This is a genomic window from Actinosynnema pretiosum, assembly GCF_002354875.1.
Classification (GTDB): domain Bacteria; phylum Actinomycetota; class Actinomycetes; order Mycobacteriales; family Pseudonocardiaceae; genus Actinosynnema; species Actinosynnema auranticum.
Genome location: NZ_CP023445.1, coordinates 712,672 through 734,117, shown reverse-complemented (window position 1 = coordinate 734,117; position 21,446 = coordinate 712,672). Strand labels below are relative to the sequence as shown.

The 21,446-nt window shown below is 73.3% G+C and carries 20 protein-coding genes; 5 read left to right on the top strand and 15 right to left on the bottom strand.

Annotation, left to right across the window (positions count from 1 at the left end; translation table 11 throughout):
- Positions 1-3: 3 nt before the first annotated feature.
- Positions 4-732 carry a uracil-DNA glycosylase gene (locus CNX65_RS03395; protein WP_177154509.1) on the bottom strand — a complete coding sequence of 243 codons (729 nt, stop codon included), beginning with the start codon at positions 730-732 and terminating at the stop codon, positions 4-6.
- Positions 733-903: 171 nt separating this feature from the next.
- Between CNX65_RS03395 and CNX65_RS03390 the strand changes: the two genes are divergently transcribed.
- On the top strand, positions 904-2,385 hold the full coding sequence (locus CNX65_RS03390; RefSeq protein WP_096491457.1) for a S10 family peptidase: 1,482 nt from the start codon (positions 904-906) through the stop codon (positions 2,383-2,385).
- Between the two features lie 51 nt (positions 2,386-2,436).
- Here the strand turns inward: CNX65_RS03390 and CNX65_RS03385 are convergent, their stop codons facing one another.
- From CNX65_RS03385 to CNX65_RS03360, 6 genes are all read right to left on the bottom strand, one after another.
- Positions 2,437-3,435: an ABC transporter ATP-binding protein gene (locus tag CNX65_RS03385; protein WP_096491456.1), complete on the bottom strand. Its 999-nt coding sequence runs from the start codon at positions 3,433-3,435 to the stop codon at positions 2,437-2,439.
- Positions 3,428-4,411 carry an ABC transporter ATP-binding protein gene (locus tag CNX65_RS03380; RefSeq protein WP_373565517.1) on the bottom strand — a complete coding sequence of 328 codons (984 nt, stop codon included), beginning with the start codon at positions 4,409-4,411 and terminating at the stop codon, positions 3,428-3,430. Before CNX65_RS03380 ends, CNX65_RS03385 begins: the two co-directional genes overlap by 8 nt.
- A 12-nt stretch (positions 4,412-4,423) precedes the next feature.
- Positions 4,424-5,347 carry an ABC transporter permease gene (locus CNX65_RS03375; RefSeq protein ID WP_096491454.1) on the bottom strand — a complete coding sequence of 308 codons (924 nt, stop codon included), beginning with the start codon at positions 5,345-5,347 and terminating at the stop codon, positions 4,424-4,426.
- Positions 5,340-6,266, bottom strand: a complete 927-nt coding sequence (locus CNX65_RS03370; protein ID WP_096491453.1) for an ABC transporter permease — start codon at positions 6,264-6,266, stop codon at positions 5,340-5,342. The genes CNX65_RS03375 and CNX65_RS03370 overlap by 8 nt, the downstream gene beginning before the upstream one ends.
- A 70-nt stretch (positions 6,267-6,336) precedes the next feature.
- Positions 6,337-7,962, bottom strand: coding sequence for a peptide ABC transporter substrate-binding protein (locus CNX65_RS03365; RefSeq protein WP_096491452.1), 1,626 nt, complete (start codon positions 7,960-7,962; stop codon positions 6,337-6,339).
- A gap of 180 nt (positions 7,963-8,142) precedes the next feature.
- A complete protein-coding gene (locus tag CNX65_RS03360; RefSeq protein WP_096491451.1) occupies positions 8,143-9,105 on the bottom strand; it encodes a Ppx/GppA phosphatase family protein in 963 nt (320 codons plus the stop codon).
- Between the two features lie 139 nt (positions 9,106-9,244).
- Here CNX65_RS03360 and CNX65_RS03355 point away from each other — a divergent pair, with 139 nt between their 5' ends.
- The 3 genes from CNX65_RS03355 to CNX65_RS35950 are packed head-to-tail and all read left to right on the top strand — an operon-like array spanning position 9,245 to position 10,201.
- Positions 9,245-9,505, top strand: coding sequence for a hypothetical protein (locus CNX65_RS03355; protein ID WP_096491450.1), 261 nt, complete (start codon positions 9,245-9,247; stop codon positions 9,503-9,505).
- 49 nt (positions 9,506-9,554) lie between these two features.
- Positions 9,555-9,944 carry a hypothetical protein gene (locus CNX65_RS35955; RefSeq protein ID WP_198320428.1) on the top strand — a complete coding sequence of 130 codons (390 nt, stop codon included), beginning with the start codon at positions 9,555-9,557 and terminating at the stop codon, positions 9,942-9,944.
- A 17-nt stretch (positions 9,945-9,961) separates the two neighbouring features.
- Positions 9,962-10,201 carry a hypothetical protein gene (locus CNX65_RS35950; RefSeq protein ID WP_198320427.1) on the top strand — a complete coding sequence of 80 codons (240 nt, stop codon included), beginning with the start codon at positions 9,962-9,964 and terminating at the stop codon, positions 10,199-10,201.
- A gap of 74 nt (positions 10,202-10,275) precedes the next feature.
- On the opposite strand, the gene CNX65_RS03345 is transcribed toward CNX65_RS35950, so the two are convergent.
- From CNX65_RS03345 to eno, 4 genes are all read right to left on the bottom strand, one after another.
- Positions 10,276-11,577 carry a lytic transglycosylase domain-containing protein gene (locus CNX65_RS03345; protein WP_096491449.1) on the bottom strand — a complete coding sequence of 434 codons (1,302 nt, stop codon included), beginning with the start codon at positions 11,575-11,577 and terminating at the stop codon, positions 10,276-10,278.
- Between the two features lie 209 nt (positions 11,578-11,786).
- On the bottom strand, positions 11,787-12,209 hold the full coding sequence (locus tag CNX65_RS03340) for a DUF501 domain-containing protein (protein ID WP_232520125.1): 423 nt from the start codon (positions 12,207-12,209) through the stop codon (positions 11,787-11,789).
- Between the two features lie 59 nt (positions 12,210-12,268).
- On the bottom strand, positions 12,269-13,006 hold the full coding sequence (locus CNX65_RS36660; protein WP_232519687.1) for an FtsB family cell division protein: 738 nt from the start codon (positions 13,004-13,006) through the stop codon (positions 12,269-12,271).
- Entirely contained in the window at positions 13,006-14,292 is a 1,287-nt protein-coding gene (gene eno / locus CNX65_RS03330; RefSeq protein WP_012783296.1) for a phosphopyruvate hydratase, read from the bottom strand. The genes CNX65_RS36660 and eno overlap by 1 nt, the downstream gene beginning before the upstream one ends.
- Positions 14,293-14,487: 195 nt before the next feature.
- On the opposite strand from eno, the gene CNX65_RS03325 reads away from it, so the two are divergent.
- On the top strand, positions 14,488-14,871 hold the full coding sequence (locus tag CNX65_RS03325; protein ID WP_096491447.1) for a tetratricopeptide repeat protein: 384 nt from the start codon (positions 14,488-14,490) through the stop codon (positions 14,869-14,871).
- A gap of 133 nt (positions 14,872-15,004) precedes the next feature.
- Here CNX65_RS03325 and CNX65_RS03320 read toward each other — a convergent pair whose 3' ends face one another.
- From CNX65_RS03320 to CNX65_RS03305, 4 genes are all read right to left on the bottom strand, one after another.
- Positions 15,005-15,940 (bottom strand): lytic transglycosylase domain-containing protein, encoded by a 936-nt coding sequence (locus CNX65_RS03320; RefSeq protein ID WP_096491446.1) that lies wholly within the window; start codon positions 15,938-15,940, stop codon positions 15,005-15,007.
- Positions 15,941-16,165: 225 nt separating this feature from the next.
- The gene (locus CNX65_RS03315; protein ID WP_177154491.1) at positions 16,166-19,342 is read right to left on the bottom strand and encodes a S41 family peptidase; all 3,177 of its coding nucleotides are present in this window, start codon (positions 19,340-19,342) and stop codon (positions 16,166-16,168) included.
- Between the two features lie 174 nt (positions 19,343-19,516).
- A complete protein-coding gene (locus CNX65_RS03310; protein WP_373565516.1) occupies positions 19,517-20,503 on the bottom strand; it encodes a MazG family protein in 987 nt (328 codons plus the stop codon).
- The gene (locus tag CNX65_RS03305; RefSeq protein WP_096491444.1) at positions 20,500-21,441 is read right to left on the bottom strand and encodes a SurA N-terminal domain-containing protein; all 942 of its coding nucleotides are present in this window, start codon (positions 21,439-21,441) and stop codon (positions 20,500-20,502) included. Before CNX65_RS03305 ends, CNX65_RS03310 begins: the two co-directional genes overlap by 4 nt.
- Positions 21,442-21,446 lie beyond the last annotated feature (5 nt).

The window sequence follows — 21,446 nt, the reverse complement described above, 5'->3', positions numbered from 1 at the left end:
CGGTCAGCCCGGCGACCCGGCCCCCGGTTCCGCGCCCAACCCCGCGTCGGCCTTCGCGCGGGACAGGACCTCCTCCACCATCGCCACCGTCAGCAACCCGGTCTGGGTGTTGCGGCGGCTCACGTGGTAGCAGCCGTGCAGGACGAGCGGGGGGCCGCCGTCCGACGCGGGCAGTTCCACGCGGGCGCCGTGGGCGAAGCGCGGGCGGGGGCTCGGGACGGTCCAGTGGGCGGTCAGCGCGGGGAGCAGGGACTGCCAGCCGAAGCCGCCCAGGACCACCACCGCGCGCAGGGTCGGGCGCAGCAGGGTCAGCTCGCGCTCCAGCCACGGGCGGCAGGTGTCGCGCTCGGCCGGGGTCGGCTTGTTGTCCGGCGGGGCGCACTTCACCGGGGCGGTGATCCGGGCTCCCAGCAGGCGCAGGCCGTCGTCGCGGGACACCGCCTCCGGCTGGTTCGCCAGGCCCACCGCGTGCATCGCCGCGTACAGGACCTCGCCGGAGGCGTCGCCGGTGAACATGCGGCCGGTGCGGTTGCCGCCGTGCGCGGCCGGGGCCAGGCCCACCACGGCCAGCCGCGCGTCACCGCCGCCGAAACCGGGCACCGGCCTGCCCCAGTAGTCCTGGTCGCGGAACGCGGCCCGCTTGACCCGCGCCACCTCCTCGCGCCACGCCACCAGCCTCGGGCACGCCCGGCAGCCGCTCACCCGGCGGTCCAGCTCCGGCAGGCCCGGCACGGCGGCCAGGTCACCGCCCCCGTCGGGCGCGCCACCGCCACCCGGCTCGCCACCGCCGCCCGGCACGGACGCGCCAGCGCCACCCCCCGCGCCCGCCCCCGCAACCCGCCGCCCCGCCACCCGCCCGTTATCCACCTGACCCGCCGCCTCCCCGAACGTAGGGTTCGGACCATGAGCGACAAGGACACCACCCCCGCCCCGGACTCGCCCGACGCGCCCGCCGAGGCGACCCCCGAGGACGACCTCGTCACCACCTCCCACAGCATCACCGTCAAGCGCCGCAAGCTGAACTACACCGCCACCACCGGCCGGGTCGTGCTGCGCGAGGAGGTCGTGGAGGACGGGAAGTTCCAGGGGCTGCGCCCCAAGGCCGAGGTGTTCCTCACCGCCTACACCGCCGACGACGGCGACCCGGCGACCCGGCCCGTCGTGTTCGCGTTCAACGGCGGCCCCGGCTCGGCCAGCGTGTGGCTGCACCTGGGGCTGTTCGGCCCGCGCCGCGTGGTGTCCGGCGACGCGGGCGAGCCCGTCCCCCCGCCGTACGAGCTGGTCGACAACGCCGAGACCCTGCTGGCGCACAGCGACCTGGTGTTCATCGACCCGGTGTCCACCGGCTACTCGCGGGCCGCCGAGGGCGAGCAGCCCGGCAGGTTCCACGGGTTCCAGCCGGACGTCGAGTCGGTCGGCGAGGTCATCCGGCTGTGGACCTCCCGCAACGGCCGCTGGCTGTCCCCGAAGTTCGTGGCGGGCGAGTCCTACGGCACCACCCGCGCCGCCGCGCTCGCCGAGCACCTCCAGCAGCGGCACGGCATGTACCTCAACGGCCTGGTGCTGATCTCGTCCGTGCTGGACTTCGCGACGCTGGACTTCAACGAGGGCAACGACCTGCCGTACTCGCTGTACCTGCCGACGTACGCCGCGATCGCCCACCACCACGGCCTGCACGGCGACCGGGAGCTCGCGGACGTGCTCGCGGAGGCCGAGGAGTTCGCCGCCGAGGGCTACCCGTGGGCGCTGGCGCGCGGCAGCAGGCTCACCGACGAGGAGCGGGCCGACGCGGTGTCCAGGCTCGCGGCGCTGACCGGGCTGTCCGAGGACTACGTGGACCGGGTGGACCTGCGGATCGAGCACGTCCGGTTCTTCACCGAGCTGCTGCGCCACCAGCGCCGCACGGTCGGGCGGCTGGACGGCCGGTTCACCGGCTGGGAGAGCGACTACGGGCGCGAGCTGTTCAGCGAGGACCCGTCGTACAGCGCGATCCTCGGCCCGTACTCGGCCGCGCTCAACCACTACGCGCGCGTCGAGCTGGGCTACGAGAGCGACCTGCCGTACGAGATCATTTCGCGCGCGGTGCACCCGTGGTCGTTCAAGGAGTTCGAGGGCGCGCACGTGACGGTGGCGAACAAGCTGGCGGCGGCGATGCGGGCCAACCCGCACCTGAAGGTGCACGTGGCGTTCGGCTACCACGACGGCGCGACCGCGTACTACGCCGCCGAGCACGTGCTGGCGCACCTGAAGATCCCGCGCGAGCTGGCCGAGAACGTCGAGTCGGCGTACTACCCGGCCGGGCACATGATGTACGTGCACGAGGAGTCCCGCGTGCAGCAGTCGAAGGACATCGCGGCGTTCGTGCGCGCGGCGTCCAACCGCTAGCGGGAACCGGTGCGGGGGCGGCCGGAAGAGCCGCTCCCGCACCGCAGAACCCTAGCCCGGCACCACCGACCGCTCCTCGGCGAAGTGGCACGCGCTCAGGTGCCCGAGCCGCTCCACCAGCGGCGGCTCCTCGGTCGCGCACACGTCCCGCGCCTTCCAGCACCGGGTGCGGAACCGGCAGCCGGACGGCGGGTCGATCGGCGACGGCACGTCCCCGGTCAGCCGGATCACCTCGCGCCTGCCGCGCAGCTCCGGGTCGGCCACCGGCACCGACGACAGCAGCGCCTGGGTGTACGGGTGCGTGGGGTGCGCGTAGATCTGGTCCTCGGTGCCCACCTCCACGAACTTGCCCAGGTACATCACCGCGACCCGGTCGGACAGGTGCCGCACCACCGACAGGTCGTGCGCGATGAACACGTAGGCCAGCCCGAACTCGCGCTGCAACCGCCCGAGCAGGTTCATCACCTGCGCCTGGATGGACACGTCCAGCGCGGACACCGGCTCGTCGCACACGATCACCTTGGGCCGCAGGGCGAGCGCCCGCGCGATGCCGATGCGCTGCCGCTGCCCGCCGGAGAACTGGTGCGGGTACCGGTTGGCGTGCTCGGGGTTGAGCCCGACGACGTCCAGCAGCTCCCGCACCCGCGCCGCGCGCGACCCGGCGGGCGCGACCTCCGGGTGGATCTCGAACGGCTCGCCGACGATGTCGCCGACGGTCATCCTCGGGTTGAGCGAGGTGTACGGGTCCTGGAGCACGATCTGCAGGTCCCGCCGCAGCGACCGCATCGCCGCGCCCTTGAGCCCGAACATCGGCCTGCCCTCGAAGCGCGCCTCCCCCGAGGTGGGCGGTTCCAGGCACATCAGCACCTGGGCGAGGGTGGACTTGCCGCAGCCGGACTCGCCGACCACGCCCAGCGTCTCGCCGGGCATCAGGTCGAACGAGACCCCGTCGACCGCCTTGACCTGGCCGATGGCGCGCTTGAACAGCACGCCCCTGGTCACCGGGAAGTGCTTGACCAGGTCCCGCACGCTCAGCACCGGTTCAGGCACCGCTGACCTCCTGTTCGGCGAAGTGGCACGCGCTGTCCCGCCCGCCCGGCAGCGGCACCTGCGGCGGGACGTCGACCGAGCAGACGTCCGCCGCCCTGGGGCAGCGCGGGTGGAACGGGCAGCCGGGCGGGATGGCGAGCAGGCTCGGCGGCAGGCCGGAGATGGTGCTCAGCTCCGAGCCCTTGGCCTCGACGTGCGGCAGCGACCGCATCAGCGCCGACGTGTACGGGTGGCCGGGCGCGCGGAAGAGCGACCGCGCGTCGGCGTGCTCGACGATCCGGCCCGCGTACATGACCGCGATCCGGTCCGCGACCTCGGCGACCACGCCCAGGTCGTGGGTGATGAGCACCATGGCCATGCCCCGGTCGCGCTGGAGCTCGGCCAGCAGGTCCATGATCTGGGCCTGCACGGTCACGTCGAGCGCGGTGGTCGGCTCGTCGGCGATCAGGACCTCGGGGTCCAGCGCCAGCGACATCGCGATCATGGCGCGCTGCCGCATCCCGCCGGAGAACTGGTGCGGGTACTCGCGCACCCGCTGCCTGGCGTGCGGGATCTTCACCTGGTCCAGCAGCTCGACGGCGCGGGCGCGGGCGTCCTTGCGGGACATGCCGCGCCGCGTCCGCAGCTGCTCCTCGATCTGGAACCCCACGGTGAACACGGGGTTCAGCGCGGACAGGGCGTCCTGGAACACCATGGCGATGCCCTCGCCGCGCACCAGGCGGCGCCGCTCGGGCGGGGCGCCCAGCAGCTCCTCGCCCTTGAACCGGACCGAGCCGCCCGTGACGTGCGCGGGCGGGGTGTCCAGGATGCCCATCACCGCCTGGGCGGTGACGGACTTGCCCGAGCCGGACTCGCCGAGCACGGCCAGCGTCTCACCGGCCGCGACGTGGTAGCTGACGCCGTTGAGCACGCGCGCGACCCCGTCGCGGGTGCGGAACTCCACGTGGAGGTCGTCGACCTCCAGCAACGCTGTCACCGACAGCTCCTCCTAGCGCAGCTTGGGGTCGAGCGCCTCGCGCACCGCGTCGCCGAGCATCACGAAGGCGAGCACGGTCGCGGTGAGGAAGCCCGCGGGGAACAGCAGGGCGTGCGGGGCGACCCGGATGTAGTCCTTCGCGCCGTTGATCATCACGCCCCAGGACACGACCGGCGGTCGCAGCCCGATGCCCAGGTAGGACAGCGTGGCCTCGACGCCGATGAACGCGCCGAGCGCGATCGTGGCGTACACCAGGACCGGCGCGACGCAGTTGGGCAGCAGGTGCTTGACCATGAGCCTGCCCGAGCCCGCGCCGAGCGCGCGCGCCGCCTTCACGTAGTCCTGCTGCTTGGCCGCGACGGCCGTGGACCTGGTGATGCGCATGGCCACCGGCCAGGACAGCACCGAGATGGACAGCACCACCTGGGCGACGATGCGGGCCGCGCCCGCGTCGCCGCCCGCGTTGAGCGTGGTCAGGATGACGATCGCGCCCAGCACGAACGGCACGCCCACGAACACGTCGGCGATCCGGGACACGACCGCGTCCAGCCAGCCGCCGTAGAACCCGGCGAGCAGCCCGAGCACGGCCCCGACCAGCAGCACGCCGAGCGTGGCCAGCAGGCCCACGACGATGGACGCGCGCGCCCCGTGCACCGTGCGGGCGTAGATGTCGTAGCCCTGGTTGTCGTAGCCGAACCAGGCCTCCGCCGAGGGCGCGCCCCGGCTCCGGGACAGCACCGCCAGGTTCGGGTCCGCCGAGGTGAACAGGCCGGGGAACACGGCCATGACCACCACCACCGCGATCAGCGCGGTCGACACCCAGAACAGCGGCCGGGACCGCAGCTCCCGCCAGGCGTCGCCGAACAGCCCGCGCGACTCGCCGCCGGGCGCGCCGCCCACCTCGGCCAGACCGCTGGCCGCCACCGACTCAGTCATAGCGAATCCTCGGGTCGAGCACGGCGTAGAGCAGGTCCACCAGCAGCGTCATGAGCAGGTAGACCAGCACCAGCAGGGTGACCAGGCCGGTCACCATCGCGCCGTCCTTGGTCAGGATCGAGCGGAACACGAGCCCGCCGATGCCGGGCACGTTGAAGATGCCCTCGGTGACGATCGCGCCGCCGAGGAAGGCCCCCAGGTCCGTGCCCAGGAAGGTGATCACCGGGATGAGCGAGTTGCGCAGCAGGTGCACGCCCACCACCCGCTTGTCCGGCAGGCCCTTGGCCAGCGCGGTGCGCACGTAGTCGGCGCGCCGGTTCTCCGCGATGCTCGCCCTGGTCAGCCGCGCCACGTAGGCCATCGACAGGCTCGCGAGCACGAAGCCGGGGACGAGCAGGTCGCCGAACGAGGGCGAGGACCCGACCGTGGGCGCGATCCAGCCCAGTTGCAGGCCGAACACCAGCTGCACGACGTAGCCGGTGACGAACACCGGGATGGAGATCAGGAACAGCGTGGACACCAGCACCAGGCTGTCCAGGAACCCCCGCCCGCGCAGCCCGCTCAGCACGCCCGCCGCGATGCCGATGACGGCCTCGATGAGCAGGGCGACCAGCGCGAGCTGCAGGGTGACCGGGAACGTGTCGGCGATCCGGTCGGCGACCTCGATGCCCGAGGACGTCTCGCCGAAGTCGCCCCGCACCAGGTTGAGCAGGTACTTGCCGTACTGGACGAGCAGCGGGTCGTCCAGGTTGAACTTCTCGCGCATCGCGGAGACGTAGGACTCCGGGCAGTCCCGCTCGCCGCACTTGCCCTCGAACGGGTCGCCCGGCACCGCCCACACCAGGGCGTAGATCAGGAACGTGGTGCCGAGGAACACCGGCACCATCTGCAGCAGCCTGCGCAGCACGTAGCGCCCCAAGAGCGCACTCTCCTCCCGAGTGGCCCGGCCGCGCCGCAGCGGGCGCGGCCGGGCCGTCGAGCTAGGGGACTCAGCCGACCTCGACGGAGGCCAGGTCCAGGGCGCGGAAGGGGTCGATCTTGGCGGTGGTGAGCCGGTCGGACTTGCCGCCGATGGTGTTCTGCGTCCACAGCGGCACGGACGGCATGTCGGCGGCGATGAGCTTCTCCGCCTCCTGGTAGAGGGTGATGGCCTGGTCGGCGTCGGCCGCCTTGTCCGCCTCGGCGAGCTTGGCGTCGACGGCCGGGTTGGAGTAGAGGCCGTCGTTGGAGGAGGAGCCGGTGCGGTAGTTCGGGGTGAGCCAGTTCTCGATCGACGGGTAGTCCGCGATCCAGCCCGCCCGGTACATGCCGGTCATCTCGTGCGCGTTGACCTTCTGCCGGAACTCGCCGAAGCTCGTGGACGGCGAGAACCGCACGTCCAGGCCGAGCGCGTTCTTGATGCTGTTGGCCACCGCCTCGGCCCACTCCTGGTGGCCGCCGTCGGTGTTGGACAGCAGCAGCAGCGGACCGGTGTACCCGGACTTGGCCAGCAGCTCCTTGGCCTTGGTCGGGTTGTACTCGCAGTACTCGCCGCACTGGTCGGGCGTGTAGCCCTCGGTCAGCGGGTGCACCCAGCCGTCGGCGGGCACGCGGCTGCCCTCGAAGATCCGCTGGGTGATCTCCTCGCGGTCGATCGACATGGAGATCGCGCGGCGCAGGTCCACGTTGTCGTACGGCGGGAGGTAGAACGGGAAGGCGATGGTCTGGTTGTTGAGGGTCTCCTTCTGCAGGACCCGCTCACCGAGGTCGCCCTCGTACTTCTTGCCCGCCAGCGCGTTCGGGGGCAGCTCCTCCATGAAGTCCAGGGAGTTCGCCACGAGGTCCGCGTAGGCCGACTCGCGGCTCTGGTAGACCTTGAGCGTGACGTCCTTGATCTTCGGCTTGTCGTCGCCCCGGTAGTCGTCGTAGCGGGTCAGCTTGACCTCGGCCCCGACCTGCCGGGAGACGAACTTGAACGGCCCGTTGCCGATCGGCGCGGCCTCGAACGCCTTCTGGTCCTTGAAGAACGCCTCGGGCATCGGGGAGAAGACCTCGTAGCCGATGGTCACCGGGAAGACCGAGAACGGCTCGGTGAGGGTGACGGTGAAGGTGCTGTCGTCGACGACCTTCAGGCCCGACATGGTCTCGGTGGTCGGCGCGGGCGCCTGCTGCGGCCCGTCGGCCCCGTCCGGGTCCTCGGGGTGGACGTCGGCGTAGCCCTCGATCTGGGAGAAGAACGTCGCGCCCTGGGTGGCGTTGGGCCCGTAGGCGGTCCAGTTCCAGGCGTCCACGTAGCTCTTGGCGGTCACCGGGGTGCCGTCGTGGAACGTCCAGTCGGGCTTGAGCTTGATGGTGAAGAGCTTGGAGTCGGTCGTCTCGATGGACTCGGCCATCGCGTTCTCCGGCTGCGCGGTGTCGGCGTTGTAGCCGACCAGGCCGGTGAACATGGCGTCGAGGATGCGGCTGCCGCCGACCTCGGTGGTGTTGCCGGGGACCAGCGGGTTCTCCGGCTCGGTGTTGAAGATCGTGATCCCCGCGTCCGCGGAGCTGCCCGCCCCGTCGTCCCCAGAGCCACCACAGGCCGTGACCACCATCACAGACACCGCTAAGATCGGCACCAAGCGTACACGCGACATGCGTCCTCCCCTCACAACCGACCCGATCGGCGGTGACCGAGCAGAGCCATTTGCTTGCACAGCGTGAGAGGGACGCTATCCGTGATGTGGCGGAGTCCACACGGGTGAAGGGGTTACATCCTGATCACGAACATTCCCCGTTGACCGTTCTGCCCGAGCGGACTCCCCCACCCGCCGCGCTCAGCCCCCGACGGCCTGGGAGAAGGCGATCCCGTCCAGGATGTCGTGCTCGCTCGCGACCAGCTCGGTGATCCCGGCCCGCTCCGCGAGGTGCTCCGCGATGGCCCGGACCACGATCGCCCCACCGCAGATCACGTCGACCCGTCCGGGGTGCATCGCCCCGAGCGCGGCGCGCTCGTCGTGCGGCATCAGCAGCAGCCGCTCCGTGATCTCCTGGATCCGCGCCAGCGGCAACCGCGCGAGGTGGATCTCGTCCGGCCGGTAGGCGTCCAGCTCCTTGGCGAGCGCGACGAGCGTGGTGACCGTCCCCGCGACCCCGATCCAGGTCCGCGCCCGCTCGACCGGCACGCGGTCGAACGCCTCCTGCAGCACGCTCTTGGCGGTCGCCACCGCGTCCTCGACCTGGGCCGCGCTGGGCGGGTCGTCGTGCAGGTGCCGCTCGGTCAGCCGAACGCACCCGATGTCGACCGACCGGGCGGCCTCCACGCTCCCGACAACCCCGTCCCACCCCCCGAGCACGATCTCGGTGGAGCCCCCGCCGACGTCGGAGACGAGGAAGGGTCCGTCCTCAGCCTCAAGATCGGCGACAGCCCCCGTGAAGGACAGCGCGGCCTCCTCGTCCCCGCTGATCACCTCGGCGACCTGCCCCAGCACCTCCTCGGTCATCCCGAAGAAGTCGTCCCGGTTGGACGCGTCCCGAGTGGCCGAGGTCGCCACCATCCGCACCCGCTCGGCCCCCTTGCGCCGGAGCACCGCCGCGTAGTCCACGAGCGCGGCCCTGGTCCGGGCGAGCGCGTCCGGGTGCAGGGCCCCCGTGGCGTCGACCCCCTGCCCGAGCCGAACGACCCGCATCTCCCGGTGCACGTCCCGCAACCACCGCCCCCCGTCGTCGGAGGCGGTGACATCGGCGACGAGAAGCCGAATCGAGTTGGTCCCGCAGTCGATCGCGGCCACGCGCGCCATGGTGAGTGCCCTCCAGAGTTGAGCCGGCACCAGAACGCTAACCCGCACCCCAGCGCCGGGCACACCAGGCCTCATCACCCGGAAGAGTCTTGGTCTCGTCGAGTACCCACGGGCACTGTGGTACCCACAGGAGGCGTAGATGACCAACACCACGGCCGTGCTCAAGGTCGACAGCTCGACGCACGCGCTGGTCGCCCACGGCGCGATCGCACTGCGCATGACGCACAAGGAGCTGGTCGACGCGGCTGTCCGCGACTACCTGACCAAGCACCGCGAAGCGGTCACCACCCGGATGCGAGCGGTCATGGCCGAGATCGACGACACGGAGGAGAGCCGGGCCTCCGCGCTGACCGGCCTGTCCCCTGAACGCATCGCCGAGCTGGGCGGCCTGTCCCGGTAGACCGATGACCACGCGCCCCACCCTCCGCTGCCCGACCGGGGAACTCGGCATGTCGCCCCCTCCGGCGGAGGCGCCCCTCGACGAAGTCGACCACCCGCTGCCGCGCGAAGCGGCGCTCCAGCTCGCCGACCCCACCGGAACGCGCGAGCGCATCTCGGCCATCGACGACACCGTGTTCTTCAAGATCAAAGTCCAGCGGTGGCGCGGAGCCGCGTGGACCGACGGGAACGGCCAAGCCTGGCTGGTGGCGGCCGGGCAGCGGGAAGAGGGGTCGAAGGACGACTTCTCCGAGTCGCTGGCGACCGCCGCGCGAGCCGCGCGAACCCGGTACAACAGCGAGCACAGCCCGCCACCACGTTCACCAAGGCCTGGCTGCCGAACGACGACGACCGGGACAGCCTCCTCCGCGAGGCGGGCCTGCGCCTCGTCCGCGAGCTGAAGTCGACCGTGCACCGGTTGACCCGCAAGTCGCTGCTGGACGGGCACGAGACCTACGTCGCACTGCGGGTGACCGGTTCCGTCCCCGAGGGGTTGCCGGTCACCGCGCCGGCTTCGGCGCCGGGGTGCGACCGGGACAGCTGGGACTGCGAGAGCTCCACGCCGGACCGGCCACCGGGGAACAACGAGCAGGTGTGGTTCAACCTGATGGACCCCGCGGCAGCCTCAGAACTCCTGGCGGATGACTTCACGGCTTAGCCCCACCTCCACCGCCCAAGGCCGAACCGGCCACCCCGCGTCGCGGAATGGCCGGCCCCAAGCCTCGTCGGCCCTCACGCAGTGGCCATCGGCGCGGAACTGCCCTGGGGCAGCAACGACTCCACGATCTCCCCCGACGACGGCGCCGTCACCACGCTCGTCACGCTGGTGGTCGGCGCCGACTCGCACCCAGGCGGAACCCCGGTGGTGGTGGTCACCGACTCCGACGGCGTGATCTCCGTGGTCGTCGTGACGACCGGAACGCTCGGGCACCCCGAGGGATCCGTCGTGGTCGTGGTCGTCGTGGTGGTCGTCGTGGTCGTGGTGGTCGTCGACCCACCACTCGTGGTCGTGGTGGTAGTGGTCGTCGTCGTGGTCACCCCGCCACTGGTCGTGGTGGTCGTGGTCGTGCTCCCACCCGACTGCCCCTGCCCGTTCCCCTGGTTCCCGCTCCCCTGGTTCCCGTTCCCGGAAGACGACCCCCCGGAGTTCCCAGGCGGGGCGATCGGCGTGAAGTCCTCGTCGGACCCCGCCAGATCGGGCAGCAACGTCACCCCGTTGCGATAGGCGTCGGCCCAGTACAGAACCGTCCGCACGTACTCCTCGGAGTGGTTGTACCGGAAAACCGACTTCGCCCGCTGAGCCGGGTCGCTCAGATCCGACCCGTAGGCGCACAGGTAGTTCCCAGCCCCGACAGTCGCGTCGTAGACGTTGTTGGGGTTCCGCTCCCCGTCCCCGTTCCCGTCGGCCGCGTACCCCTGCCAGGTCGACGGGATGAACTGCATCGGCCCCACGGCCCGGTCCCACGTGGTGTCGCCGTCGTACCGCCCGCCATCCGTGTCGTGGATGGCCGCGATCCCCGGTCCGCCGTTCAACACCGGCCCCAGGATCGCCGGAACCGCGTTCCCCCGAGCGTCCACCCGCCCGCCCCGCGCGTGCCCGGACTCGATCCGCCCGATCCCCGCCAGCAACGACCAGTGGATCTTGCACCCCGGCGTGGTCTGCGCCAGCCGCTGCTCGGCCCGCGTGTACGCGTCGAGCATCACCCCCGGCACCCCCAGCGGCCCGGTCGGCAGGCTGTCCACGCCGGTCGGCAGGTAGTCGCCGAACGCGCTCGCGTCGTCCGCGTCCGCGATCAGGTCCGCGCCCAGCGCGTCCGTCCGGGGGAGCTTTCCGCCTGCCCCGAACCGGTCCTCCCCGGCGCCGGACCGCACCGACAGCGCGCCCAGCACGTCCCCGGCCCCCGGCGGCACGGCGCTCAGCGCGCTCCGCGCGGACACCGGCAGCCAGTCCACGCCCAACGTCCCGTTCAGCAGCGCGGGCACCAGCATCGCGCACGTCGCCGTCGCCGCCAGACCCCGCTGCCTGGGCGTCATGGCGCCTCGATCTGCTCTTCGGCCGCGTCCCCGTCGCTTCGGCACAGCAGCGAACTCCCTAGTCGGTGGATCCCCCGTTCCCGCCGCCCAGACTGCCCGATCCAGGGATGCCTGTCACGGGCGCGCACCTGCTTTGTGCCCCCGGGTCTGCCCTCGCGGTCGACTTTCCACCCGTGGCCAACACTCTCGCTCCCGAACGGGAGCGCCCCTCACGTCCGGGCGGCGCAGTCCCCGCTCGGCCACACGTCCGCGAGCAGCGCGAGCGCCTCGTCACCGAACGGGTTCACGCCCGGACCGACCGCGAGCGCGTGCCCGACGTGCACGTGCAGGCACTTGACCCGCTCCGGCATCCCGCCCGCCGTGACCTTCGTGCCCAGCGACTCGATCGCGTCCCGCTCGGCCAGGTACGACTCGTGGGCGCGCAGGTACGCGGCGGCCAGCTCCTCGTCCTCGGCGAGCCGGTCCTGCATCTCCCGCATGACCCCCTCGCTCTCCAGCCTGCTGACCTGCGAGGTCAGCCGGGGGCACGTCAGGTAGTACAGCGTCGGGAACGGCGTGCCGTCCTCCAGCCTCGGGCTGGTCTGCACCACCGAGGGGTGCCCGCTCGGGCACCGCGCCGCGATCGCGCGCATCCCGCGCGGGACCCGCCCGAGCTGCTCCGCCACGATCGCCAGGTCCTGCTCGTCCACGTTCACTTCGCCGCCACCGAGTCCCACAGCTGCTGGTACCAAGCCTTGTTCGGGACCGGCTCGCTGGCCGGCCTCTCCTCCTGCTCCGGACGCCCCGAGTCACCGGGGAGCTGCACGACGTAGGGCGTCTCGCCCGGTCGCACGTAGTGCAGCCTTCGCCGAGCCTCGGCCGCGATCACGGCCGGGTCGTCGAGCTGCTGCCTGCGCTCTTCCAGCTGCGCCACCTGCTCGCGCAGCGCCTGCTGCGACGTCGCCACGTCGCGCAGCTCGTCCCGCTGCGCCAGGTAGGTCCGCAGCGGCACGGCGATGCTGAGCGCCAGCGCGCACACCACCATGGCCAGCACCGCGGCCTGGCGGGTGCTGGTCATGCCGAACGCGCCGCCGGTGCCCGCACCCGCGCGGGTGCGCGCCTTGGACTGCGCCCGCCGCCGGGCGGGCTGCTGCCGCGCCCCGCCACGCCCCTTGGCCGCCTCGTCGCGGGCTCCCCCGCGCGCGCCCGCCTTCGGGCCGCCCGCCTTGGGGGCGCCTGCCGAACCAGGACCCGAGCCCGAGCCGACACCCGCGCCCGTCCCGGCCGCGGACCCGGCTCCGGCCCCGCCCCCCGCGCCCTCGCGGGCCGAGGTCGTCCTGCCCCCCGAGCGCCCCGAGCCGGACCGCGAGGTCCGGCCCGAGGCCCCCGAGGCAGAGCGGGACCCCGGCGCGGACCCGCCGCGCCGAGCGCCCCGTTCCCTCCCGGCCATCAGCCCTCCGGCGTGAACCGCGGGAAGGCCGTGTCACCGGCGTAGCGCGCGGCGTCGCCCAGGGCCTCCTCGATGCGCAGGAGCTGGTTGTACTTCGCGGTGCGCTCGCCGCGGGCGGGCGCACCGGTCTTGATCTGGCCGGCGCCGACCGCGACCGCGAGGTCCGCGATGGTGGTGTCCTCGGTCTCGCCCGACCGGTGGGACATCATCGAGCGGTAGCCGTACGAGGTGGCCAGGGACACCGCGTCCAGGGTCTCGGACAGCGTGCCGATCTGGTTGACCTTCACCAGCAGCGCGTTGGCGGCGCGGCGGGAGATGCCCTCCTCCAGGCGCTCCGGGTTGGTGACGAACAGGTCGTCGCCGACGATCTGCACCTTGTCGCCCAGCGCGGCGGTCATCGCCACCCAGCCGTCCCAGTCGTCCTCGGACAGCGGGTCCTCGATGGACACCAGCGGGTAGGCGTCGACCAGCTCCGCGTAGTACGCGGACATCTGCTCGGCGCTGCGCTTGTTCTTCTCGAACGTGTAAGCGCCGTCCGAGAAGAACTCGGTGGCGGCCACGTCGAGCGCGAGCGCGATGTCGCGGCCGGGGCGGTAGCCCGCCTTCTCGATCGCGACGAGGATCAGGTCGAGCGCGTCGCGGTTGCTGGACAGGCTCGGCGCGAAGCCGCCCTCGTCGCCCAGCCCGGTGCCCAGGCCCTTGCTCTTGAGCACGGACTTGAGCGAGTGGTACACCTCGGCGCCCCAGCGCAGGGCCTCACGGAAGCTCTCCGCGCCGATCGGCGCGATCATGAACTCCTGGATGTCCACGTCGGTGTCGGCGTGCGCGCCACCGTTGAGGATGTTCAGCATCGGCACCGGCAGCACGTGCGCGTTCGGGCCGCCCACGTACCGGAACAGCTCCAGCCCGGACGACGCCGCGGCGGCCTTGGCCACGGCCAGCGACACGCCGAGGATGGCGTTCGCGCCGAGGCGGCCCTTGTCCGGGGTGCCGTCCAGGTCCACCAGCTTCTGGTCGACCACGCGCTGCTCGACGGCCTCGATGCCCACCAGCTCCGGGCCGATCTCGTCCAGCACCGCGGTGACCGCGTGCTCGACGCCCTTGCCCAGGTAGCGCTTCGCGTCGCCGTCGCGCAGCTCCACCGCCTCGTGCTCGCCGGTCGAAGCGCCGGACGGCACGGCGGCGCGCTCGAGCGTGCCGTCGTCCAGCGCCACCTCCACCTCGACGGTGGGGTTGCCGCGCGAGTCCAGGATCTCGCGGGCGCCGACCTGCTCGATGACAGCCACGTGCTGCTCCCTCGTCAGACCATTCCTGTATCGGTGACGAGACTAGTTGGTGACGTCCGGGACCTCGCCCCGACGGGGGTGCTCGGGGCGGCTCGTCCACCTGGAACGGTCAACCGGGTCGCCACCTGCGGTGACGACCGCGGTCATCCGGCTGGTGGTCGAACCGGCGCGGGGTGCGCGAGTACCGTGGCAACGATGGCCGAGAGCACGTTCGACGCCTTCCGCAAGGCGGAGGCACTGCTGGCGGAGCGCCGTCCACTGGAGGCGCTGCGCGCGCTGGAACCGGTGCTGGCGGAGGCTCCGGGGGAACCCTCCGTGCACCTGCTCGCCGGGCGGGCGTACCTGGGGTCGGCGCAGTTCAGCCGCGCCGAGGAGGCGTTCAGGAAGGTTCTGGAGATCGATCCGTCCGACTACTACGCGCGGTTCGCGCTGGGCAGGACGCTGCAGCGGCAGTCCCGGCTGCCGGAGGCGCTGACCCAGTTCAGGATGGCCGTCGCGATGAACCCGACGCCGGAGTACCAGGAGGCGCTGGGTGAGCTGAGCGCCCGCCTGGCGGTGGAGCGCGACGCCTCGGGGTGAGCCCGGCCGAGTGACCGGAGCGGGCCGGGAGAGCGCTCTCCCGGCCCTCCGGCATCGGCTTCCCGAAGCACGTGGCGACCGGCGCGAACCCGCCGCGCGGCCGGGCGTGTCGCGCACCCGCCCGGCGGCCCGGTCAGCCCGTCAGCTTGCCCGTCGGGGCGGGAGCCCCCACGCTCGCGCGGGCGTACGCGTCCGCGCCGCTGAACACGTTGCGCGCGTACTCCACCGACTCGTTGTAGGTCATCACCCCGCGCCACCACCCGGCGCCGCTGGTCATGTCGCCGCCGCTGACGCACAGGTACCGCCCGGCGGTCAGCGCCGCGTCGTCGATGTCCTGCGGGTCGGGGTCCTTCCCGTCCCCGTTGGCGCGCATCCCGTAGCGCGCCCACGTGGTCGGGATGAACTGCATCGGCCCGACCGCGCGGTCCCACCGGGTGTCGCCGTCGAGCTTGCCGCCGTCGGTGTCCTCGATGGCCTTCACGCCGGGGCTGCCGTCGAGCGGGATGCCGATGATCGGCTCGTTGGGCCTGCCGTCCTCGCCGAGCTCGAGCCCGCCGATGGTGCCGTGGTGCGACTCGATGCGGCCGATGCCCGCGAGCGTCGCCCACGTGATGCCGCACCGGGGCAGCTCCTCGCGCAGCAGCAGCTCGGCCTCGCCGTAGGCGCGCAGCGCCCGCGCGGGGACCTCGATCTTCTTGGACAGCTCGGCGGCCCAGGCGGCCACGGCGGCGGAGGTGTCGCCGCCCCTGGCGGTGGACGCGGAGGGGGAGGACGACGCCGAGGAGGAGCGGGACGGGGAGGCGGACCGGGAGTCCGACGGGGAGGCGCCGGGCGCGGCCGTGGGCTCGCCCGCGGCGTTCGGCACGGCGCTCCCCGGCTCCAGCTCCTGGAACGGCACCTGGAAGGGCGGCTCCGGCTCGGCCCTGGGTGTGCGCCCCAGCATGGCGATGCCGTAGGCGCCGCCTGCGACGGCGCCGAGCAGGATCAGGACCAGCACGAAGCGCCCGAAGAAGGCTCCCCGGCGGGCACGCCGGTTCGGCGCGGGCTTGGACTGCGGCGGGACGACCACCTGCCCAGGCTACGGGTTCACGCTGCGCTACCCGCCGGAAAACCCGGACGGATCGTCCTGTTTGTCCGAAGGGACTGGTGGGGACCGGGATTGAGGGGTCCCCCCGGCGGGGCGCCCGTCAGCGCGCTGACGCAGCGCCACCACCGGAGAACCCGGTGGTCACGCGGCCGGGCGTCCCCCGCCGGGAGCGCGCGCTCCCGGCGGGGGACCGGGGGTAGATCAGATTCACCCCAATGGAGGTAGCGCGGGCGGCACGGCGGCGGGGCGGGTCTCCAGCGCCTCCAACGCCAGCCGCACCGCCGTGTCGAGCTGCGGGTCGCGCCCGGCCACCCGGTCCTGCGGGGTGATCACCACCTCCACGTCCGGGTCGACGCCGTGGTTCTCCACCCCCCAGCCGGGTCCGGCGAACCACGACGCGTAGCGGGGCTGGGTGACGCCGGTGCCGTCGACCAGCGAGTACCGCATGTCGATGCCGATCACCCCGCCCCACGTCCTGGTGCCGACCACCGGGCCGATGCCCATCTCCTTGATGGCCACGTTCACGATGTCCCCGTCCGAGCCCGCGTACTCGTCGGCGATCGCCACCACCGGCCCGCGCGGCGCGTCCGCCGGGTACGTCTCGTGCGCGGTGAAGCCCCGCCCGACCGACCAGCCGATGACCTTCCTGGCCAGCTTCTCCACCACGAGCTGCGAGGTGTGCCCGCCCGCGTTCTCCCGCACGTCCAGCACGACGGCGTCGCGCGCCACCTCCACCCGCAGGTCCCGGTGCAGCTGCGCCCAGCCCGAGCCCATCATGTCGGGCACGTGCAGGTAGCCCACCCTCCCGCCGGACAGCTCGTGCACGCGGGCCCGCCGGTCGGCCACCCACGCGTGGTAGCGCAGCGCCTCGTCGTCGGCCAGCGGCACCACGACCACCCGCCGGGGGTCGCCGTCGCCGCCGGGCCGCACGGTCAGCTCCACCGGCTTGCCCGCCGTGCCCACGAGCAGCGGCGCGGGCCCGGTCAGCGGGTCGACCCGGCGGCCGTCCACGGCGGTGATCACGTCGCCCGCCCGGACCGCGACGCCGGGCGCGGACAGCGGCGAGCGCGCCGCCGGGTCCGAGGTCTCGCCGGGGATGACCCGCGCGACGCGCCACGAGCCGTCCTCGCCGCGCTCCAGGTCCGCCCCGAGCAGCCCCACCCGGCGGCCCCGCGCGCGCCGCGCGGGCATCACGTAGGCGTGCGAGGTGCCCAGCTCGCCCTGCACCTCCCACAGCAGGTCCACGAGGTCGTCGTAGCTGCCGAGCCGGTCGACCAGCGGCCGGTACCGCTCCAGCACGCCCGCCCAGTCGACGCCGCCCATGTCGGTGCGCCAGAAGTGGTCGCGCATGAGCCGCCCGGCCTCGGCGTACGCCTGCCGCCACTCGGCGGCCAGGTCCACCACGACCCGCACCCGCGACAGGTCCACGTCGACCGAGTCGGTGTCCTCGCCGTCGACCTTCCGGTCGCTGGGCACCACCCGCATGTCGTCGCCGTCGTGCACGACCAGCCGCTGCCCGTCGCCGGTGACGGTGAACGCGTCCACGCCGTCGGCCAGCACCTCGGTCCGGGACTTGGCCAGGTCGAACCGCTCCAGCACGGCGCGCGCGGGTCGCGAGTCGGCGCTCGCCTGGTTGTCGCCCAGCACGCCGTGCAGCGGGCTGCGCAGCCACAGCAGCCCGCCCTTGGCGGTGGTCAGCCCCGAGTACCGCCCGGCGGCCACCGGCACCGCGACCACCCGGTCGGCCAGGCCCTCCAGGTCGACGACGGTGATCGGGTTCTCCTCGTCCTTCTCCTTGTCCTTATCGCCGGAGTCGTCGCCGACCGCCCGGCCCAGCCGCAGCGGGTCGAACGGGGACGGGGTGGTCGCGGCCAGCGGCACCAGGTGCGGGCGGCAACCGGTCGGGAACGACATGTCGAACACGTGCGCGTCGTACACCGGGTCGAAGCTGCGCACCGACAGGAACGCCAGGTGGCGGCCGTCCTCGGTGAACGCGGGCGAGAAGTCGGAGAACCGCAGCGGCGTGACGTCCACCGGGACGAGGTCCTCGGTGTTGGCCATCCGGATGTGCTGGAGCGGGCTCGGGCCGGGCTGCGCCCAGGCCAGCCAGTGCGAGTCGGGCGAGAACACCAGGTCGTCCACGTGCGGGTTGGCCCCGGAGAGCACCTCGCGGACCTCGCCGGACTCGACGTCGACCAGCAGCAGCCGCCCGTCGTGGGTGGCGACGGCGAGCTTCCTGCCGTCCGGCGACGCGGCCAGCTCCAGCACCCGGCCGAGCTGCCCGGCGGCGACGCGGCGCGGCTCCTCGCCCGGCTCGCGCCCGCCGACCGGGCTGAACTCCAGCGCCTCCTCGCCGTCCGCGTCGGTCACCCACACGACGGTGTCGCCGAGGACCCTGGGCAGCCTGGCCCGCACGCCCGGCTCCTCGGCCAGCGCCCGCACCGGGCCGTCCCGGTGGGTCACCCAGTGCACGGTGCCGCGCACCTCGACGGCGCTGGCCCGGCCGGTGCGGTCCGGGCGGGCGTCGTCGGGGCTGGGCGCGACGTGCCGGGGCGTGCGCGCGGTGCGCGGCCCGGCGAGGGCGATGTCGAGCCTGCGCGGCTCGGCGTCCAGGCCGTCGAGCAGCCACAGCTCGCCCGCGCACTGGTAGACCACGCGGCGGCCGTCCGTGGTGGCGACGCGGGCGTAGAAGAAGTCCTGGTGGGTGTGCCTGCGCAGGTCGGAGCCGTCCGGGAGGGCGGAGTAGACCGAGCCGACGCCCTCGTGGTCGGACAGGAACGCGATCCGCCCGCCCACCCACATCGGCGAGGTGAGCGGCGAGGTCAGCTCGGGCAGCACGCGGGTGAACTCGCCGCTCCCCTCGACGTCGACCCACAGCTTGGCCGCCATGCCGCCCCGGTACCGCTTCCACCAGGCCGGGTCGCGGCCCGCCGCGCTGGAGGTGAGCACCTGGCGGTCCGGACCGTAGGCGACGTCGCCGACCCAGCCGAACGGCAGCTTCTCCGAGGGGCCGCCGTCGAGCGGGACGGCGTGCGCCCACTCGCGGTTGCTCGTGGCCTGGCCGGTGGTGCTGATCGCGACGACGCGCCCGTCCGGGGTCCAGGTGCGCACGCCGGTGATGTGGTCGCCCCAGTGGGTGAGCCTGCGGGCGGGGCCGCCCGCGACGGGGGCGGCGTGCACCTCGGGGGCGCCGTCGCGGTGGCTGGTCCAGGCCAGGTGGGCGCCGTCGGGGGAGAAGCGGGGGGTCGACGCGCGCACCTGGTCGGCTGACACGCGCCAGGCACGGCCGCCGTCGAGCGGGGCCAGCCACACGTCGTCCTCGGCCACGAAGGTGACGAGATCCCCGTGCAGGTGGGGGAAGCGGAGGTAGGCGGGTTCGGTCACCCCCTCGACGTTAGCGGCCACCCCCGTCAACACCGGATCGGCCACCCAGGCGGGCGAAGGTGGTCAGGGGGTGGGACGGCGGGGGTGCGCCGCCCCCGACGCGAAGAGGTCGCCCGCCGGGACCACCGGTGGACGACCTCTCGCGGCGCTCAGCGCTCAGCGTTCAAGCCCCGGTCAGGCTTTCCAGAACTCCCGCCAGTCCTCGGCGGTCAGCGCGGTCCGGCCCGCCGCGCGCGCCGCGAGCTCGGTCCGCCGGACGCTCCGCTCGAACGCCCGCGCCACCGCCCGCAGCTCCGCCTCCGGGTCCTCCCCCGCCAGCTTCGCCAGCGCGGCCACCCCGAACAGCGTCGTGCCGGTGTCGTCCCCGTCCGGGACGAGGTCGGCGGGCCACCCGGCGCGGGCCGCCCGCTGCACGAGCTTCGCCGCCAGCGCCGCCGCGGGCTGCCCGAGGGCGACCCCGTCGACGCTGGACCCGCGCTTCTTCTCCTGCTGCTTGAGCTCCTCCCAGCGGTGCTCCTGGGTGGAGGCGTCGCGCACCGCCGGGTCGCCGCCCGCGAACACGTGCGGGTGCCTGCCGACGAGCTTGGCGACCAGGTCGGCCGCCACCTCGTCCACCCCGAACGGCCGCTCGGGGTGCTCGGCGGCGACGCGGGCGTGGAACAGCACCTGGAGCAGGACGTCGCCCAGCTCCTCGCGCATCGCGTCCCGGTCGCCGTCCTCGATGGCCTCCAGGAGCTCGTACGTCTCCTCGACGAGGTACTTGCGCAGCGAGTCGTGGTCCTGCTCGGCGTCCCACGGGCAGCCGCCCGGCGAGCGCAGCCGGTCCATCACCGCGACCGCCTCGACGATCGGCGGCTCGGGCGTGCGCGCCAGGCGCGCGCCGCGCGCCACCAGCTCGGCGGCCAGCGGGTCGGCCGGGTCCGCGGTCAGCAGCACCGACCCGGCGGCCAGGTCGGACGCGGCGGCGGGCGCGGGGCGCACCCCCTCCTGGAGGGGGACGCCCGCGCTCGCGCACACGACCGGCGCGGCCCGCAGCGCGGGCAGCTCCGCGAGGGGCACCGCCCAGCCGAGGCGGGCGCTGACCACGATGACGGTGACCGGCGGCGCCGCGTCCGGCCCGGTCGGCGGGGCCGCTGCGGCGGGTGGGACGTCCGACGTCACGACTGGACCTGCCTCGCCTTCAGCTGCAGGCCGCCCAGCTCGCCCTCGCTCGGCACCGGGCCGTAGTTGATCGGGTCCCACACGCCGTAGCGCGGGTTCAGCTCGACCTTCGGCGACCCGGCCAGGGTCTGCATCAGCCGCAGGCCGATGCCCTCCAGCGCGGACGGGGTGAGCTGCGAGGCGGACGCGTCCAGGCCGCTCGCCGTCGCGTCGGTGTCCCGGTCGGTCACGTAGGCCACCAGCCACTGCGAGCTGCTCTGGCTCGGCGGGTACGCCAGCACGGTGCCGGGCTCGGCGCCGAACAGCGGGGCCTGCGCGGCCTCGGGCGACTCGGCGGAGCTGACCTTCTGCCCGCGCCCGGCGAGCTGCTGGCCCTCGGGGCCGCTCGGCGCGGCGGCGATGAAGCCCGCCATCTTCGACGGGTCGGCCGCGACCTGCCTGGCCTTCTCCTTCGCGTCCTCACCGCTGGTGGTGAAGAAGTAGTCGAAGGTGACCTCCATCCGGTCCGCGTACTTGCCCGCCAGCTTGACCAGCAGCAGCTGGTCCCGCGCCCGCTCCGGGAAGGTCTCCTTCGTGTACACGGTGCCCTGGGAGGCGGTCTCGGCGCCGCCCGCGCTCTCGACGGCCTCCGCCACCTCGTCCTCGGTGACGGTGACGCCCTCGTTCGCGGCGGCCTTCGCGATCAGCTCGTGCCACACCTTGATCTGCACGAGGGTGTCGGCGACCTGGTCGAGCTTGCGCTCGCGCTGGAGGGCGACCTTGACGTCGGGCTCCTTGGCGAGCACCAGCTGGAGCTGGTGCTGGATGTCGGCCAGCGGCACCACCGAGTCGCCGACGACGGCCGCCGACCCGATCTTGGCCGGGCCCGAGCCGCAGCCCGCCACCAGCAGTGCGACGGCCGCGACGGTCAGGGTGAAGCGCCTCTGCACAGTCCTCACGCCCA

Bases quoted from the DNA above. Each gene is read 5' to 3' on its own strand.
- CNX65_RS03360 (WP_096491451.1), bottom strand. From the start codon at position 9,105: ATGGCGCGCGTGGCCGCGATCGACTGCGGGACCAACTCGATTCGGCTT.
- CNX65_RS03325 (WP_096491447.1), top strand. From the start codon at position 14,488: ATGGCCGAGAGCACGTTCGACGCCTTCCGCAAGGCGGAGGCACTGCTG.
- CNX65_RS35955 (WP_198320428.1), top strand. From the start codon at position 9,555: ATGTCGCCCCCTCCGGCGGAGGCGCCCCTCGACGAAGTCGACCACCCG.
- CNX65_RS03375 (WP_096491454.1), bottom strand. From the start codon at position 5,347: ATGACTGAGTCGGTGGCGGCCAGCGGTCTGGCCGAGGTGGGCGGCGCG.
- CNX65_RS03365 (WP_096491452.1), bottom strand. From the start codon at position 7,962: ATGTCGCGTGTACGCTTGGTGCCGATCTTAGCGGTGTCTGTGATGGTG.
- CNX65_RS03355 (WP_096491450.1), top strand. From the start codon at position 9,245: ATGACCAACACCACGGCCGTGCTCAAGGTCGACAGCTCGACGCACGCG.
- CNX65_RS03390 (WP_096491457.1), top strand. From the start codon at position 904: ATGAGCGACAAGGACACCACCCCCGCCCCGGACTCGCCCGACGCGCCC.
- CNX65_RS03340 (WP_232520125.1), bottom strand. From the start codon at position 12,209: ATGCGCGCGATCGCGGCGCGGTGCCCGAGCGGGCACCCCTCGGTGGTG.
- CNX65_RS36660 (WP_232519687.1), bottom strand. From the start codon at position 13,006: ATGGCCGGGAGGGAACGGGGCGCTCGGCGCGGCGGGTCCGCGCCGGGG.
- CNX65_RS03345 (WP_096491449.1), bottom strand. From the start codon at position 11,577: ATGACGCCCAGGCAGCGGGGTCTGGCGGCGACGGCGACGTGCGCGATG.